The sequence below is a fragment of the Rhodobacter sp. 4.3.4 genome (genome assembly GCF_058724655.1).
Genome location: NZ_CM178967.1, coordinates 2,910,129 through 2,926,345, shown reverse-complemented (window position 1 = coordinate 2,926,345; position 16,217 = coordinate 2,910,129). Strand labels below are relative to the sequence as shown.

Here is a 16,217-nt window from a genome sequence, read left to right as displayed (position 1 = left end):
AAAGCCTAGCACAGCGATATCGTCGGGGTCACGCATGATCCGGGTGCCGGATCGGAGGCGGCCCCGCCGCCGGTCAGCCTGCGGGCAGCAGGCGCGGTTTCGCCCCCGCCAGACGCGGCTTGCCCGGTTCCTCGACATCGAGCGCGATCGCATCGTCGCGCACCGTCACCCGGACCACGCCGCCTTTCATCAGCCGACCGAACAGAAGCTCCTCGGCCAGAGGCTTCTTGATATGCTCCTGAATGACCCGGCCCAGCGGCCGCGCGCCCATCTTGTCGTCATAGCCCTTGACCGCCAGCCATTCGGCGGCTTCGGGCGTCAGCTCGATATGGACGTTGCGGTCGATCAGCTGCGCTTCCAGTTGCAGCACGAACTTGTCCACCACCTGCAGGATCGTCTCGCGCGGCAAGGGTGCGAAGCTGACCACCGCATCCAGACGGTTGCGGAATTCCGGCGTGAAGGTGCGTTCGATCGCCGCCGTATCCTCGCCCTCGCGGCGTTCGCGGCCAAAGCCGATCGCCGATTTCGCCTGCTCCGCCGCCCCCGCGTTCGAGGTCATGATCAGGATCACGTTGCGGAAATCGACCTGACGGCCGTTGTGATCGGTCAGCTTGCCGTGGTCCATCACCTGCAGCAGGATGTTGAACACGTCCGAATGCGCCTTTTCGATTTCATCGAGCAGCAGCACGCAATGCGGATGCTGGTCGACGCCATCGGTCAGAAGCCCGCCCTGATCGAAGCCGACATAGCCCGGAGGGGCGCCGATGAGCCGCGAGACCGCGTGTTTCTCCATATATTCCGACATGTCGAAGCGCAGCAGCTCCACCCCCAGCGTATTGGCCAGCTGTTTCGCCACCTCGGTCTTGCCGACGCCGGTCGGACCCGCAAACAGATAGTTGCCGATCGGCTTTTCCGGTTCGCGCAGACCGGCCCGGGCCAGCTTGATCGCCGAGGCCAGCGTCTCGATCGCCTTGTCCTGACCGAAGACCACGCGCTTGAGTGTCTTTTCCAGATCGCGCAGGATCGCGGCATCGTCCTTCGACACGCTTTTCGGCGGAATGCGGGCGATCTTCGCCACCACGGCCTCGATCTCCTTGGCGCCCAAAGTCTTGCGCTTCTTGCTGTCGGGCAGCAGGTGCTGCGCCGCCCCCGCCTCGTCGATCACGTCGATCGCCTTGTCGGGCAGCTTGCGGTCATGGATGTAACGCGCCGCCAGTTCCACCGCCGACTTGATCGCGTCATTGGTGTAGCGCACGTCGTGATGTTCCTCGAAATAGGGTTTCAGCCCCATCAGGATCTTGATGCTGTCGCCGACCGAGGGTTCGTTCACGTCGATCTTCTGGAACCGGCGGCTCAGCGCGCGGTCCTTTTCGAAGTGCTGGCGGAATTCCTTGTAGGTGGTCGAGCCCATGCAGCGCAGCTTGCCGCCCTGCAGCGCGGGCTTGAGCAGGTTCGAGGCATCCATCGCCCCGCCCGAGGTCGCGCCCGCCCCGATCACCGTATGGATCTCGTCGATGAAGAGGATCGCATCGGGATGGTCCTCGAGCTCCTTCATCACCGCTTTCAGCCGTTCCTCGAAATCGCCGCGATAGCGGGTGCCGGCCAGAAGCGCCCCCATGTCGAGCGAATAGATCGTCGAGCGCGCCAGAATGTCGGGCGTTTCGCCGCGGGTGATCTTCAGCGCCAGCCCCTCGGCGATGGCGGTCTTGCCGACACCCGGATCGCCCACCAGCAGCGGGTTGTTCTTGCGGCGGCGGCAGAGCACCTGAATGCAGCGCTCGACCTCTTCGGCGCGGCCGATCAGCGGGTCGATGTCGCCCTTTTGCGACTTCTGGTTCAGGTTCACGCAATATTTGCCCAGCGCGGATTCCTTCGCCTCGCCCGGTTGCGCGGCCTCGGCCTTGGTGGTCTCTTCCTCGGCGCCGACGACCGGACGGCTTTCGCCGAAGGCCGGGTCCTTGGCCACGCCATGGGCGATGAAATTGACCGCGTCGTAACGGGTCATGTCCTGTTCCTGCAGGAAGAAGGCGGCGTTCGATTCCCGTTCCGCAAAGATCGCGACAAGGACATTCGCCCCCGTCACCTCGGTCCGGCCCGAGCTTTGCACATGGATCGCGGCGCGCTGAATCACCCGCTGGAAGGCGGCGGTGGGCACGGCTTCCGAGCCTTCGACCTCGGTGATCAGGGTCGAAAGATCATCGTCGATGAACTCGGTCAGCGTCGTGCGCAGCTCGCCAAGATCGACGCCGCAGGCGCGCATCACGCGGCTGGCATCGGGCTCGTCGATCAGCGCGAGCAGAAGATGTTCGAGCGTCGCCAGTTCATGCTTGCGCGTGTTGGCCAGCGCCAGTGCGGCGTGGATTGCTTGCTCGAGCGTGGTCGAAAACGAAGGCATGCGGCGCTCCTTTCCTCGGGTCTCCCGATACTGGCGTCATGGAGTTAAGTTTCGGTGGATTTCGCCGCGCTTCAAGGCCCGGGCGCGTGTTTTTTCCACCGCGTCCGGCTGTGTTGCAAAACTGACCAGCGCGGGCGGCGGGCGCCCGATCCGCAGGCGGCGCGCGAAAGTGCTTTCAGAACCGGTCCTTGTGCGCCCGCGCCGCGGTGAAGACGGCGAGCGGCGCGGCATCCCCGGGCAGGCCGAGCGCGGCGCGCAACGCAGCGTCATCGGTGCGCAAAAAGGGATTCGTCGCCCGTTCCTCGGCCAAGGTCACCGGCAAACTGGGGGCCCCGGCCTGCCGCAGCGCCGTCACCCGGTCCATCCGGGCCTGCAGCCGCGCGTTCCCCGGCTCCAGGCTGAGTGCGAACCGGCCGTTTGCCTCGGTGTATTCATGCCCCGAACAGACCCGCGTTTCGGGCGGCAGCGCGGCCAGACGGGTCAGCGTGTCGAACATCTGCGCGGGCGTGCCCTCGAACAGCCGCCCGCAGCCCCAGCTCATCAGGCTGTCGCCGGAAAAGAGCAGCCCCGCCCCGGGCAGATACCAGGCGATATGGCCCAGCGTATGGCCATCCGCCGCCAGAACCTGCGCCGTCTCCATCCCCAGAGGCAGCATGTCGCCCGGCGCCACAGGATGATCGAGCGGCGGCAGCCGGTGCGCATCGGCTGCGGCCCCCGCCACCTTCGCCCCGGTCGCCAGCGCCAGCGCCTCGACGCCTCCGATGTGATCGGCGTGGTGATGGGTGATCAGGATGTGGTGCAGCTGCCAGCGCCGGTCGGACAGCACCTTCAGCACCGGCGCCGCCTCGGGGACATCGACGACCACCACGGTATCGGTGGCGGTGTCGTGCCAGAGCCAGGCGTAATTGTCGGTCAGGCAGGGGATCGGGGTCAGTTCGAGGGTCATGGCCTTTTGCGCATCTTTCGCTATCCTGACCCAGCTTCGCCCAAGGAAGGCCAACCTGCAATGCATCTCGACGTGCTCGACCTGCGTGATTTCTACTACCGCACCCAGCTGGGGCGCACGGCGCAAAAGGCGATCCGCGACAAGGTGGTCGAACTCTGGCCGGACACCCAGTCCGGCATGGCCGGGCTGACGGTGGCGGGCTATGGCTTCGCGGTGCCGCTTCTGCGCCCCTATCTGGGCCGGGCGCGCCGGGTGATCGGGCTGATGCCCGCGCAGCAGGGCGTGATGCCCTGGCCCGCCGGAGAGCCCAATGTCTCGGTGCTTTGTGCCGAAACCAGCTGGCCGCTGGAGACCGGGATGATCGACCGGCTCGTCGTGCTGCACGGGCTCGAGGTGTCCGACGACCCCGATGCGCTGATGGGGGAATGCTGGCGCACGCTTGGTCCGGGCGGGCGGGCGCTCTTCATCGTGCCGAACCGGGTCGGGCTTTGGGCGCCGCGCGAAACCACGCCCTTCGGCTTTGGTCGCCCCTATACGATGGGCCAGCTTGAGGCGCAGGCACGACGGGTGGGGTTCGCCCCCGAGCGTCAGGCGGCGGCGCTGTACATTCCGCCCTCGCAGCGGCGGTTCTGGCTGCGCTCGTCCGAGATGTGGGAGCGGCTGGGCACACGGGCGGCGGGCTATCTGGCGGCGGGGGTGGTGATGCTTGAGGTGATCAAGCAGGTGCATTCGGTGCGCCGCACCGGGCTTGGCGCGGCGGTGCGCAAGCCGCTTTCGATCCTCGAAGGGGCGCCAAAGCCGGTGGTCGGGCGGATCTGAGACCGCCGCCGCCGCAAGAATCGCCCGGCCGGAAAAACCGGTTTCCGCGGCACTTCGCCCTGCGGTGGGGGGACGCAGCGGGGCGGGTTTCGACCCTTTGCGCTAACACTCCGTGCCGGTGCAGAAAATGTGCCAGCCTGATGCGGATTCCTGCCGCCAATATGGTTGCGAGGGTCTTGATGCTCTGCTAGACGCAACCCCGAATGCGGCGCGCGAGATCACTTTGGGCGCCGAGGGGGGCCTCTGAATCGGTGACGGGATATTTTGTTCCTGTCGTCCGCGTGCGGAGGCAAAAGCATCGGAAGGGTGGACGTGTCCGAACCAGCTTCGATTTCCGCAGCCATTGCCGGGCGCTATGCCACGGCCATCTTTGACCTCGCGCAGGAGGCCAAGGGCATCGACGCGCTCTCGGCCGACGTGGATGCGCTGAGCGCCGCTCTGGCCGGTTCGGCCGAGCTGCGTGACCTGATTTCCTCGCCGGTCTACACCCGCGACGAACAGGGGGCCGCGATTGCCGCGGTGGCCGCGAAGATGGGCCTGTCGGCGCCGCTGGCCAATGGTCTGAAACTGATGGCGACGAAGCGCCGTCTGTTCGCGCTGCCGCAGCTGCTCAAGGGCCTTGCCGCCGCGATCGCCGATGCCAAGGGCGAGATGACTGCGGATGTCACCTCGGCCACCGCGCTGAGCACGGCGCAGGCCGAGAAGCTGGCGGCGACGCTGGCGAAACAGACGGGCAAGACCGTCAAACTGAACGTCGCCGTCGATGAGAGCCTCATCGGTGGCATGATCGTCAAGCTGGGTTCGCGCATGATCGACACCACGGTCAAAGCCAAACTCGCTTCCCTTCAGAACGCCATGAAAGAGGTCGGATAAATGGGCATCCAAGCAGCTGAGATTTCTGCGATCCTCAAGGAGCAGATCAAGAACTTCGGGCAGGATGCCCAGGTCGCCGAAGTGGGCCGCGTGCTCTCGGTCGGTGACGGTATCGCGCGCGTTCACGGGCTCGACAACGTCCAGGCGGGCGAGATGGTCGAATTCCCCGGCGGCGTCCGCGGGATGGCGCTGAACCTTGAAGTCGACAACGTCGGTATCGTGATCTTCGGGTCGGACCGCGACATCAAGGAAGGCGACACCGTCAAGCGCACCAACGCCATCGTGGACGTTCCGGCGGGCGAAGGCCTGCTGGGCCGCGTCGTGGACGGCCTTGGCAACCCGATCGACGGCAAGGGCCCGATCGTGGCGAAAGAGCGTCGCATCGCCGACGTGAAAGCCCCCGGCATCATTCCGCGGAAATCGGTGCATGAGCCGATGGCGACCGGCCTCAAGTCGGTGGACGCGATGATCCCGATCGGCCGCGGCCAGCGCGAGCTGATCATCGGCGACCGTCAGACCGGCAAGACCGCGATCGCGCTCGACACGATCCTGAACCAGAAGTCGTACAACGACGCCAACCCGAACAACAAGCTGCACTGCTTCTACGTCGCCATCGGGCAAAAGCGCTCGACCGTGGCGCAGCTGGTGAAGAAGCTCGAAGAATCCGGCGCGATGGAATACACTACCGTCGTCGCCGCGACCGCTTCGGACCCGGCGCCGATGCAGTTCCTTGCGCCCTATTCGGCGACCGCGATGGCGGAATATTTCCGCGACAACGGCATGCACGCGCTGATCATCTATGATGACCTGTCGAAGCAAGCCGTGGCCTATCGTCAGATGTCGCTGCTGCTGCGCCGTCCGCCGGGGCGTGAAGCCTATCCGGGCGACGTGTTCTATCTGCACTCGCGCCTGCTGGAACGTTCGGCCAAGCTGAACGAGGACTTCGGCTCGGGCTCGCTGACCGCGCTGCCGGTCATCGAAACGCAAGGCGGCGACGTGTCGGCCTTCATCCCGACCAACGTGATCTCGATCACCGACGGTCAGATCTTCCTGGAAACCGAACTGTTCTACCAGGGCATCCGCCCGGCCGTGAACACCGGTCTGTCGGTGTCGCGCGTCGGTTCCTCGGCCCAGACCAACTCGATGAAGTCGGTCGCTGGTCCGGTGAAACTGGAGCTTGCGCAGTATCGCGAAATGGCCGCCTTTGCGCAGTTCGGCTCGGACCTCGACGCCGCGACGCAAAAGCTGCTGAACCGCGGTGCCCGTCTGACCGAGCTGATGAAACAGCCGCAATATTCGCCGCTGACCAACGCCGAAATCGTGGCGGTGATCTTTGCGGGCACCAACGGCTTCCTTGATGCCGTTCCGGTGAAAGAAGTCGGCCGGTTCGAGAAAGGCCTGCTGGCCTATCTGCGCTCGACCCGCAAGGACGTGCTTGAGTGGCTCACCAAGGAAGACCCCAAGATCAAGGGCGACGCCGAGAAGAAGCTCAAAGACGCGATCGCCGAGTTCGCCAAGACCTTCGCTTGACGGCCTGAAAGGACAGGGAGATGCCCAGCCTTAAGGACCTCAAGAACCGGATCGTGAGTGTCAAGAACACTCGCAAGATCACGAAAGCGATGCAGATGGTCGCGGCGGCGAAACTTCGCCGCGCCCAGGAAAGCGCTGAAGCTGCCCGGCCCTATGCCGAGCGGATGAACGCCGTGATGTCGAGCCTTGCCGCTGCGGTGGGCTCGACCGACGGTGCGCCGCGCCTGCTTGCGGGCACGGGCTCCGACAAGGTCCATCTCCTCGTCATCATGACGGGCGAGCGCGGGCTTTGCGGTGGCTTCAACGCCAATATCGCGAAACTCGCGAAAGTGAAGGCGATGGAACTGCTCGCCCAGGGCAAGACGGTGAAGATCCTCACCGTCGGCAAGAAAGGTCGCGACGCGCTGCGTCGTGATCTGGGCCAGTATTACATCGACCACATCGACCTGAGCGACGTGAAGAAGCTGAGCTACCCGGTGGCGCAGAAGATCGCGCAAAACATCCTCGACCGCTTCGAAGCGGGCGAATACGATGTGGCGACGATCTTCTTCTCGGTCTTCCAAAGCGTGATCAGCCAGGTGCCGACCGCCAAGCAGGTGATCCCGGCGCAGTTCGAAACCGATGCGGCTTCGGCCTCGGCGGTTTACGACTACGAACCGGGCGATCAGGAGATCCTGACCGCGCTGCTGCCGCGTGCGGTGGCCACGGCGATCTTTGCCGCGCTGCTGGAAAACAACGCGTCCTTCAACGGGGCGCAGATGTCGGCCATGGACAACGCGACCCGCAATGCGGGGGACATGATCGATCGACTGACGATCGAGTATAACCGCTCGCGGCAGGCCGCCATCACCAAAGAGCTCATCGAAATCATCTCGGGCGCCGAGGCGCTCTGACGGAACCGGAGATAGAAGAGAATGGCAAGCAAAGGCAAAGTGACCCAGGTCATCGGCGCCGTCGTCGACGTGCAGTTCGAAGATGGCCTCCCGGCGATTCTGAACGCCCTTGAAACCACCAACAACGGCAAGCGCCTCGTTCTGGAAGTCGCCCAGCACCTGGGCGAGAACACCGTCCGCACCATCGCGATGGACGCGACCGAAGGTCTCGTGCGCGGCGCGGCGGTGTCCGACACCGGCGGCCCGATCACCGTTCCGGTCGGCAACGCCACGCTGGGCCGCATCCTGAACGTCATCGGCGAGCCGGTGGACGAGCGCGGCGAAGTGTCGAAAGTCGAAGCCCGGGCGATCCACCAGCCCGCGCCGGAATTCGCGGCGCAATCGACCGAAAGCCAGATCCTCGTCACCGGCATCAAGGTGATCGACCTGCTCGCCCCCTATTCCAAGGGCGGCAAGATCGGCCTGTTCGGCGGCGCCGGTGTGGGCAAGACCGTTCTGATCATGGAACTGATCAACAACATCGCGAAAGTGCACTCGGGCTTCTCGGTGTTCGCGGGCGTTGGCGAACGGACCCGTGAGGGCAACGACCTTTACCACGAGATGATCGAATCGGGCGTTATCAACCTCGACAAGCTCGAAGAGTCGAAAGTGGCGCTGGTCTACGGCCAGATGAACGAACCCCCGGGGGCGCGTGCCCGCGTGGCGCTGACCGGCCTGACCCTTGCGGAACAGTTCCGCGACCAGTCGGGCACCGACGTGCTGTTCTTCGTCGACAACATCTTCCGCTTCACCCAAGCCGGTTCGGAAGTGTCGGCGCTCCTTGGCCGTATCCCCTCGGCCGTGGGCTACCAGCCGACGCTGGCGACCGACATGGGCGCGCTGCAAGAACGCATCACCTCGACCAAAGCCGGTTCGATCACCTCGGTGCAGGCGATCTACGTTCCGGCCGACGACCTGACCGACCCCGCGCCGGCCACGTCGTTTGCCCACCTCGACGCCACGACCGTTCTGTCGCGTGCGATCTCGGAACTCGGGATCTACCCGGCCGTGGACCCGCTCGACTCGACCTCGCGGATCCTTGACCCGCAAGTCGTCGGCGAAGAGCACTACCAGGTCGCCCGGGACGTGCAGGGCATGCTGCAACGCTACAAGTCGCTGCAGGACATCATCGCCATCCTCGGCATGGACGAACTGTCGGAAGAAGACAAACTGACGGTGGCCCGCGCCCGGAAGATCCAGCGCTTCCTGTCGCAGCCCTTCGACGTGGCGAAGGTCTTCACCGGCTCGGACGGTGTGCAGGTTCCGCTCGAAGACACCATCAAGTCGTTCAAGGCGGTGGTTGCGGGCGAATACGACCACCTGCCGGAAGCGGCCTTCTACATGGTCGGCGGCATCGATGACGTGATCGCGAAAGCCCAGCGCCTCGCCGCTGCGGCGTAAGGGGGAACCATGGCCGATACCATGCAGTTCGACCTCGTCAGCCCGGAACGGAGGCTTGCCTCCGTTGCCGCGACCGAGGTCCGTCTTCCCGGCGTGGAAGGCGATCTGACGGCGATGCCGGGCCATGCGCCCGTCATCCTCTCGCTGCGTCCCGGCATCCTGACCGTGGTCAGCGCCGCGGGCACGGCCGAATACGCCGTGACCGGCGGCTTCGCCGAGGTTTCGGGCGAGCAGGTGACCGTTCTGGCCGAGCGCGGTCTGACCCGGGCGGAACTGACCGCCGCGGTTCATGCCGAGATGCTGGCCGAGGCCAAGAAAGTCGCGGACGCCGCGCATCCGACGGTGGCGGACGCCGCTGCGAAGATGCTGGCCGACATGGAAGCGCTTGGCACGCATATCAATCTCTGACGGGACATCCCGCCTCAGATCCCGGGCCCCGGCCGTCGCGCCGGGGCCTTTGCTTTTTGCTTTTGTCTTCCGGCGCCGCAGTCTAGCTTGGCCGGGGCGAAGCCGGAATGAGCGATAGGAACGGATGAAGAAGTATTCCTCGACCCGCATCGGCGTGGCACAGGGATCGCTGGTGCTGTTTTCGGATTATCTGGACGGCGGGGCGATGTGGACGGGCGAGGGCCCGCGCGAATTGCGCCGGGTGGTGGTCTTTGACGAAGTCTTCCGCGACATTCCGGCGGTGCAGGTGTCGCTGTCGATGTGGGACATCGACCAGAAGCACAATCCGCGCATGGACATTTCCGCCGACATGGTGACGGCCGAGGGCTTCGTGATCGTCTTTCGCACCTGGGGCGACACCCGCGTCGCCCGCGTCCGCGCCGACTGGCTGGCCATCGGCGGCTGCGCCCATGAGGACGACTGGGACGTGCGCTGAGCGAAACCGTTGCTTAACCGTCCGGGGGCACCATATACTGGGTGAGACTGGCGGAGACTCGATCATGGCGCAAAAAGGTCAACATGTTGTGCCCTCATCGGAAGGATGGGCGGTGCGCCGTTCCGGGTCGGAGCGGGCGTCTGCCGTGTTTGCGACACAGGACGAGGCGATCCAGCGTGGCCGTGAATTGGCCCGCTCGCAGGGGACGGAGCTTTTCATCCACGGGCGCGATGGCCGCATCCGGGATTGGATCAGCTTTGGCGAGCGTCCGTTTCCGATGAAAGGATAGGGGGCTCGTTGCCGTTCGAGAATGACGTTTTCATCAACTGTCCTTTCGACGAAGACTACGCTCCCCTGCTGGAGGCACTTTTATTTTGCGTCATTTACTTCGGTTTGAATCCGCGCCTTGCGACCGAACGCCTTGAGGGCGGTCAGAACCGTCTCGACAAGATCTATGCCCTTGCGAAAGGGGCGAAGTATTCCATCCATGACCTGTCGCGTTGCAGGGCAAAGGATGTTGGTGACTATGCGCGGATGAACATGCCGTTCGAATTCGGGGTGGATGTTGGCATCAGGCGCACCGCCGTTGATTTGCCGAGTGAAAAGAAGTTCCTCATATTTGAAAACGAGCCTTATGAGACGAAACGCACCCTCTCGGATATCGCCGGGCAAGACATAGAGTTTCACCGCAACGATCATCTGCTGGTGATCAAGAAGACTCGGAACTTTTTCGTTGTCGAGGCGGGGCTGTCTCTCCCCGGGGCGGGGAGGATCGAAGGCGATTATGGCACGTTCCTTGGCTGGCTGCTGAAGCTGAAAATTCATGAGGGGCATACGGCGCAAGAAGCCCTGTCCTTGCCAACCCCGGAGCGGCTGGAGGCGATGCGGCTCTGGATTGATGTGGGCAAACCTGCCGAGTTCGTCTTTGACTAAGCCGCATTGATCGCGTTCGTCGACAAATGTGAACCTGTCTTTTTCCATGACGTTCGGGCCGTTTTTCACGGAACCGTTCCTCCAGATGGGCGCGGCAGGCAGGTCTGTTCTTCGGTGCCCGGCTTGACTTTCCACCCCCCCGCGCCGATGGTGCGCACGACTTTCCCATCCAATGAGGCCCGCCCGTGCAACAAGATGCCCCCCGCTGGCAGCTCGTGGTGATCCTGTGGGGGACGAAATATCCGGTTGCCGAACTCAATGCCCTGATCGAGACCGTGCTGGCCCGGGCCTCCAGCCCGCCGCGTGTCGTGCTGATTTCCGACCGCGACCGGCCCGGCCTGCTGTCGCAGGTGCTGTTGCGGCGCTTCCCCGAGTTCTACCTGTCGCCACCGATGTTGGCGGGCGGCTGTCAGGCGAAGCTGGCGATGTTCGCGCCGGGTGTCGTGCCCGATGATCTGCCCGCGGTCTATCTTGATATCGACACGCTGGTTCTGGGCGATGTCACGCGGCTCCTTGACCTGCTTGACCGGCCGGACCGCATGGCGATGCTGCAAAGCGTCGTGCTGCCCTTCGGGCCTTTGGGGCGGGCGCTGCACCGGCTCAGCGGCGGGCGGCATTACGCGCGCGGCAATTCCTCGATCGTCGTCTATCACCCGGCCCATTGCGCCCATATCGCCACCAGTTACGAACGGCTGCACGCGGCGCATGGCTACAACGGCCTGCGCCCGATGATCGCGGATGAACGGTTCATCTCCTGGTCCGCCCAGGCGCAGCTGCGGGCGATCCCGAAGCGGTTGGCGGTGAAATTCCCGACCGAATTCATGTGGCCCTGGCGCTGGCTGATTCATCTGCGGGCGCGTCTGCCCTGGTTGCGGCGTCGCTGGGCGGGGCTGGTCGCGATCACCCTGCCGGGCAACGAGGTCAAGGGCCCCGAACTCTCGACCCTTCCCGAAGGCGCCGAGATCACCGACCGCAAGGGCCGCCGCCTGATCTGGTCGGACCGCGCTTTGGGGCCGGTCCGCGCCCGCATCATCGCCTATTACACCGACCTGAACGCCCGTCTGCGGCAAGGGGAACAATCATGATTCTGGGCCATATCGGCGCGCGCAAGGGCTCGAAAGGCGTGCCCGGCAAGAACTTCCGTCCGATCGCGGGCAAGCCGCTGATCGACTGGTCGCTGGACCAGCTTTTCGCCAATCCGCGCATCGATGCCGTCGTCGTCTCGACCGATGACGAACGCATTTACGATCATGCGGTGGCGAAGGGCGCGCTGGATATCGGGCTGCGGCCCGCGCATCTGGCCACCGATGCGGCGCCGAAATGGGGCGTCTGGCAACATGCGCTGGAGGCCGGGCAGGCGGCCTTGGGCAAGCCCGTGACCACCTTTGTCGATCTGGATTGCACCTCGCCCCTGCGCCTGCCCGAAGACCTTGACGGCGCGCTGGATCTGTTCGCCCGCGAACAGCCCGACATGGTGATGAGCGTCTGCGAGGCACGCAAGAACCCCTATTTCAACCTGGTCGAGGCGGATGACACCGGGGCGCTGCATGTGTCGAAACCGCTGCCGGGCGGGGTCTGGTCGCGGCAATCGGCGCCCAAGGTCTGGGAACATGCGGCCTCGACCTATGTGCTGTCCGCCGACTATCTGCGCCGGGCGAAGACGATCTACGAAGGCCGGGTGATCCCCTTCGAGATGCCGCCCGAGCGCTGCCTTGACATCGACACGCCGTTCGATTTCCGGCTGGTCGAAATGCTGATGAACGACCGTCTGACGGAGGAAAACTGACATGACCGGGCAACTTGCGGGCCGCACCATTTTCATCACCGGCTCGGGCGGCGTGCTGGGATCAACCTATGTGCGCCGGATGCTCGATCAGGGCGCCCGGGTCGTGGCGACCGATCTGCCGGGTCCTCGGGCCGAGGCGCTGCAGGCGGCGCATGCGGGCAACGAGGCCTTTCGCTTCTACGATCTGGACGTAGGCGATGAAGCGCAGGTGACCGAGATTTTCAAGCGCGTTCTGGCCGATGGTTGGGAGCCGAACGTGGTTCTGAACAATGCCGCGATCACCGGCGAGATGCTGATGGGCGCGGGCAAGCCCTTCCCGGATTTCGCCGATACGAGCGTGGCCGATTTCGAACGCACCCTGCGCACCAACCTGACCGGCGCCTTCATGGTGGCCCGGCAGATGGACCGCGACATCGTCGGGCGCTGGCCGGCAGCGCTGATCAACGTCGCCTCGATGTATGCGCTGAACGGGGCGCATCACCCGATCTATGACGGCATGCCGTTCAAGAATTTCTCGGCCTATGGCGTGACCAAGGCGGGCATCCACGGGCTGACGGTCTGGCTCGCGGGCTACTGGGCGCCGCGCGGCGCCACCGTCAACACCATCGCCCCCGGGGCAGTCTTCAACAACCATTCCGAGGAATTCCAGCGCCGCGTCGGCGAGCTGATCATGATGGGCCGCATGGCGAAACCGGACGAGATCGCCGATGCGATGCTGTTCCTGTGCTCGGCCGGGGCGGGCTACATGACCGGGCAACTGGTCAATGTCGATGGCGGGTTCTCGGCGTGGTAAGCGCGCATATCGCCGTCATTGGCGCAGGCTCGATCGGGCGGCGGCATGCGGCCAACCTGACCACGCTGGGCTGCACCGTCTCGCATCTGCCCTGGCGCAGCTTCGATGCGGCGGGTTTTGCCGCGCGGACCGATCTCGATGGCGTAGTGATCGCCACCGAGACGCAGATCCGGCTGGAGCTGATCGAGATCTGCGCCCGGAGGGGCCTGCCGTTCTATGTCGAAAAGCCCTTGGCCTACACGCCCGAACAGGTGGCGGCGATCTACGCCGCCGCCGCCCCGGTCGCGGATCGCAGCCTGATCGGCTTCATGATGCGCTACAACCCGGCGCTGCAGGCGCTGGCCGCCGAAGACCTCTCCGACATCTACCGCTTTTCCTTCGAGATCGGCCATGACGTGCGGCAATGGCGGGCGAACTGGCGCTTTGGTGACAGCTACGCCGCGCGGGCCCAGGGCGGCGGGGTGCTGCTGGATCTCTCGCACGAGGTCGATCTGGCGATGACCCTCTTCCCCGACCTTGCTCTGCGCGGCGCGGAAAGCCTGGGCCATCCGGCCTTCCCCGGCGTCGATTTCGCCACCACCCTGATGCTTGCCGCTGCCGGCGGGCCGGTTGGCACCGTCTCGATGGATTACCTCTCGCCGGTCTTCATCCGGCGCGCGCGATTGGTGGGGTTGAAGTGGCTCATCGAGGTCGATTTCCTGACGCCCGAGATCACGTTCCAGACCCCCGGCCGCCGCACCAGCCAAGCTTACGTCTTTGAACGCAATGACATGTTCCTGGGGGCGATGCGCGACTTCCTGCGGCTGATCACTGAGGGCCCGGGGGCCGATCTGTCCCCGCTCGCGCCGCGTTTCACCACGATGCGGCCGGTGAACGAGATGGTCGCCAGCGCCTGGGCTGCCCGACGCTTCACCGGGCAGGTCGAGATGGAGATGGGCTGAGCTCAGCCGTGATCGGCGAAGGTCTTCTGCAACCCGCCCTGCCAGAAACCTTCGTCGGCCAGCACCTCAAGGAAGCGTTCCGCCGCCCGGCCCTCGCCAAAGGCGGTGTGGGGCGGATAGCGCTTGCCCCATTCGCGGCCCAGAAAATCGCCGATCTTGCCCCGCTCGGCCGCGTCCGCCGAAAACAGCGACGGCGCCTCGGCCCGGTTCGTCTGCCGGGTGCCGATATCGAGCGAGGGGATGCCCAGAAACGGCGCCTCGCGCACCCCCGCGCTCGAATTGCCGACCAGACAGGCGGCGTGTTTCATCAGCTCGGAGAAATGCGCAAACCGCATCGAGGGGATGAGCCGGAACCGCTCCCGCGGCAGCTGTTCCAAGACGGCAAAGATCTCGCGCGAGCCCGGATCGTTGTTCGGCGCGATGACGACGAAATTCTTCCCCGAGGCGTCCAACGCGCCAAACAGATCCGCCGCCTGCCGCCCCATCGTTGCGGCTTCCGACGTGACCGGGTGGAACAAAGTCACCCCGTAATCGTCAAACGGGATGTCGTAGCGGCGCAGCACCTCGGGCAGGGTCACCCCCGAGGGCCGGGCGTGGAAATCAAGCTCCGGCGAGCCGATGACATGGATCTTCTCGGCCGGTTCGCCCAGCGTCATCACCCGCTTCGCCGCCGCCTCGGAGGAGACGAAATGACAGGCGGCCAGCTTGGTGTTGCAGTGCCGGAATACCTCGTCGATCGTGCCCGAGACCTCGCCGCCCTCGATATGGGCGGAGCGGATGTAATTCGTGGCACAGACAAGCGCGCAGGCCAGGGCCTCGATCCGGTCGCCGTGAAACACCACCAGATCGGGGCGCAATTCGGCGAAGATGTCGGAAAAGCCGGTGATCGATTTCGCCAGGATCGTGTCCTGCGGGTCGCCCTCGCGCTGGTTGAGGAATTCATGCACGGTGGCGCCCTGCACCCGGTGCACCTCGATCTTGGTCAGGCCGTAGCGGTCGAGCATGTGCATGCCGGTGACCAGAAACGACACCTTGAAGCCCCCGTCGCGGGCAGCCAGCGCCAGCGGCTCGATCTTTCCGAAATCGGCACGGGTGCCGGTGACGAAGAGGATTTCGCGGGTCATTCCGGGCTTTCTTTCCTGCTCTGTTCGGGTCGCCATTACATTGCTTGTGCCCTCGGCGGAAGGGTTATAATGCGGCAGAAGGCTGCGAGAGGGGAGAGCGCGATGGATCGCGTCGTTCTGTGCATGAAATGGGGGACGCTTTACGGCCCCGATTACGTGAACGTGCTTTACAACGCCGTGCGGGCGCATCTGCCGGGGCCGTTCCGCTTCGTCTGCCTGACCGATGATGCGACCGGGATCGATCCGGCGGTCGAATGCTTCCCGGTGCCGGATTTTGGTCTGCGCCCCGATCTGTGGATGATCGGCGGCTGGCCGAAGATCGGGGTGTTTCAGCGCGATCTTTACGGGCTGCGCGGCCGGGCGCTGTTCATCGATCTCGACATGATGATCCTGTCCGATCTGACGCCGTTCTTTGAGCATCCCGCCCCCTTCATCGCCACCGACATGGGCGCGAACTGGAAGCCGCGCGCGGGCAAGGGGCCCGAGGAACCGGGCACCTGCCTGTTCGCCTTCACCCTGGGCGCCGAGCCGCAGATCTTCGAGCGCTTCAATGAGGATCGCAACGGCCATGCCCATCGTTTCGGGCTGGAACAGAATTGCGTTGCGGCTTTCGCGCATTCCGTTACCTGCTGGCCCGCCGACTGGGTGATCAGCTTCAAGCGCCACCTGCGCCCGCCGGCGCTTTTGGGCACTGTGCTGCCGGTGCGGCGCCCGCCCGCCAGCGCCAAGGTTCTGGCCTTTCATGGCCGGCCGCGGCCGCTCGATCTGATCCGCAAGGGCTGGTGGGGCGAGCTGCCCAATATCGGCCGCGGTCCGGTGGGCTGGATGCGCGATTACTGGCTGCGCTACGGCGGAAACTGA

The 16,217-nt window shown here is 64.9% G+C and carries 17 protein-coding genes; 14 read left to right on the top strand and 3 right to left on the bottom strand.

The window, feature by feature from the left end; all coding sequences use genetic code 11:
- Nucleotides 1-73: 73 nt before the first annotated feature.
- Both clpA and gloB read right to left on the bottom strand, forming a co-directional pair.
- Nucleotides 74-2,395: an ATP-dependent Clp protease ATP-binding subunit ClpA gene (gene clpA, locus AC4PTB_RS14400; protein WP_492190564.1), complete on the bottom strand. Its 2,322-nt coding sequence runs from the start codon at nucleotides 2,393-2,395 to the stop codon at nucleotides 74-76.
- 175 nt (nucleotides 2,396-2,570) lie between these two features.
- Nucleotides 2,571-3,341 carry a hydroxyacylglutathione hydrolase gene (gene gloB, locus AC4PTB_RS14395; RefSeq protein ID WP_492190563.1) on the bottom strand — a complete coding sequence of 257 codons (771 nt, stop codon included), beginning with the start codon at nucleotides 3,339-3,341 and terminating at the stop codon, nucleotides 2,571-2,573.
- A gap of 60 nt (nucleotides 3,342-3,401) precedes the next feature.
- Between gloB and AC4PTB_RS14390 the strand changes: the two genes are divergently transcribed.
- From AC4PTB_RS14390 to AC4PTB_RS14330, 13 genes are all read left to right on the top strand, one after another.
- Nucleotides 3,402-4,160, top strand: a complete 759-nt coding sequence (locus AC4PTB_RS14390; protein ID WP_492190562.1) for a methyltransferase domain-containing protein — start codon at nucleotides 3,402-3,404, stop codon at nucleotides 4,158-4,160.
- A 312-nt stretch (nucleotides 4,161-4,472) separates the two neighbouring features.
- Nucleotides 4,473-5,033 carry a F0F1 ATP synthase subunit delta gene (locus AC4PTB_RS14385; RefSeq protein WP_492190561.1) on the top strand — a complete coding sequence of 187 codons (561 nt, stop codon included), beginning with the start codon at nucleotides 4,473-4,475 and terminating at the stop codon, nucleotides 5,031-5,033.
- Nucleotides 5,034-6,563: a F0F1 ATP synthase subunit alpha gene (atpA, locus tag AC4PTB_RS14380; protein WP_492190560.1), complete on the top strand. Its 1,530-nt coding sequence runs from the start codon at nucleotides 5,034-5,036 to the stop codon at nucleotides 6,561-6,563. It begins immediately after the preceding gene.
- A gap of 20 nt (nucleotides 6,564-6,583) precedes the next feature.
- Nucleotides 6,584-7,456: a F0F1 ATP synthase subunit gamma gene (locus AC4PTB_RS14375; RefSeq protein WP_492190559.1), complete on the top strand. Its 873-nt coding sequence runs from the start codon at nucleotides 6,584-6,586 to the stop codon at nucleotides 7,454-7,456.
- A 21-nt stretch (nucleotides 7,457-7,477) separates the two neighbouring features.
- Entirely contained in the window at nucleotides 7,478-8,896 is a 1,419-nt protein-coding gene (gene atpD / locus AC4PTB_RS14370) for a F0F1 ATP synthase subunit beta (RefSeq protein WP_492190558.1), read from the top strand.
- Nucleotides 8,897-8,905: 9 nt separating this feature from the next.
- Nucleotides 8,906-9,304, top strand: a complete 399-nt coding sequence (locus tag AC4PTB_RS14365) for a F0F1 ATP synthase subunit epsilon (RefSeq protein WP_492190557.1) — start codon at nucleotides 8,906-8,908, stop codon at nucleotides 9,302-9,304.
- Nucleotides 9,305-9,428: 124 nt separating this feature from the next.
- Nucleotides 9,429-9,779, top strand: a complete 351-nt coding sequence (locus tag AC4PTB_RS14360) for an H-type lectin domain-containing protein (RefSeq protein WP_492190556.1) — start codon at nucleotides 9,429-9,431, stop codon at nucleotides 9,777-9,779.
- On the top strand, nucleotides 9,754-10,068 hold the full coding sequence (locus AC4PTB_RS14355; RefSeq protein ID WP_492190555.1) for a DUF2188 domain-containing protein: 315 nt from the start codon (nucleotides 9,754-9,756) through the stop codon (nucleotides 10,066-10,068). Before AC4PTB_RS14360 ends, AC4PTB_RS14355 begins: the two co-directional genes overlap by 26 nt.
- 8 nt (nucleotides 10,069-10,076) lie before the next feature.
- Nucleotides 10,077-10,712, top strand: coding sequence for a hypothetical protein (locus AC4PTB_RS14350; RefSeq protein ID WP_492190554.1), 636 nt, complete (start codon nucleotides 10,077-10,079; stop codon nucleotides 10,710-10,712).
- 185 nt (nucleotides 10,713-10,897) lie between these two features.
- Nucleotides 10,898-11,797, top strand: a complete 900-nt coding sequence (locus AC4PTB_RS14345; RefSeq protein WP_492190553.1) for a hypothetical protein — start codon at nucleotides 10,898-10,900, stop codon at nucleotides 11,795-11,797.
- Nucleotides 11,794-12,498: an acylneuraminate cytidylyltransferase family protein gene (locus AC4PTB_RS14340; protein WP_492190552.1), complete on the top strand. Its 705-nt coding sequence runs from the start codon at nucleotides 11,794-11,796 to the stop codon at nucleotides 12,496-12,498. The genes AC4PTB_RS14345 and AC4PTB_RS14340 overlap by 4 nt, the downstream gene beginning before the upstream one ends.
- A gap of 1 nt (nucleotide 12,499) precedes the next feature.
- Entirely contained in the window at nucleotides 12,500-13,291 is a 792-nt protein-coding gene (locus AC4PTB_RS14335; protein WP_492190551.1) for an SDR family NAD(P)-dependent oxidoreductase, read from the top strand.
- Nucleotides 13,285-14,232, top strand: a complete 948-nt coding sequence (locus AC4PTB_RS14330; RefSeq protein WP_492190550.1) for a Gfo/Idh/MocA family protein — start codon at nucleotides 13,285-13,287, stop codon at nucleotides 14,230-14,232. Before AC4PTB_RS14335 ends, AC4PTB_RS14330 begins: the two co-directional genes overlap by 7 nt.
- Nucleotides 14,233-14,234: 2 nt before the next feature.
- Here AC4PTB_RS14330 and neuC read toward each other — a convergent pair whose 3' ends face one another.
- Nucleotides 14,235-15,356: a UDP-N-acetylglucosamine 2-epimerase gene (neuC, locus tag AC4PTB_RS14325; RefSeq protein ID WP_492190549.1), complete on the bottom strand. Its 1,122-nt coding sequence runs from the start codon at nucleotides 15,354-15,356 to the stop codon at nucleotides 14,235-14,237.
- A 102-nt stretch (nucleotides 15,357-15,458) separates the two neighbouring features.
- On the opposite strand from neuC, the gene AC4PTB_RS14320 reads away from it, so the two are divergent.
- A complete protein-coding gene (locus AC4PTB_RS14320) occupies nucleotides 15,459-16,217 on the top strand; it encodes a hypothetical protein (RefSeq protein ID WP_492190548.1) in 759 nt (252 codons plus the stop codon).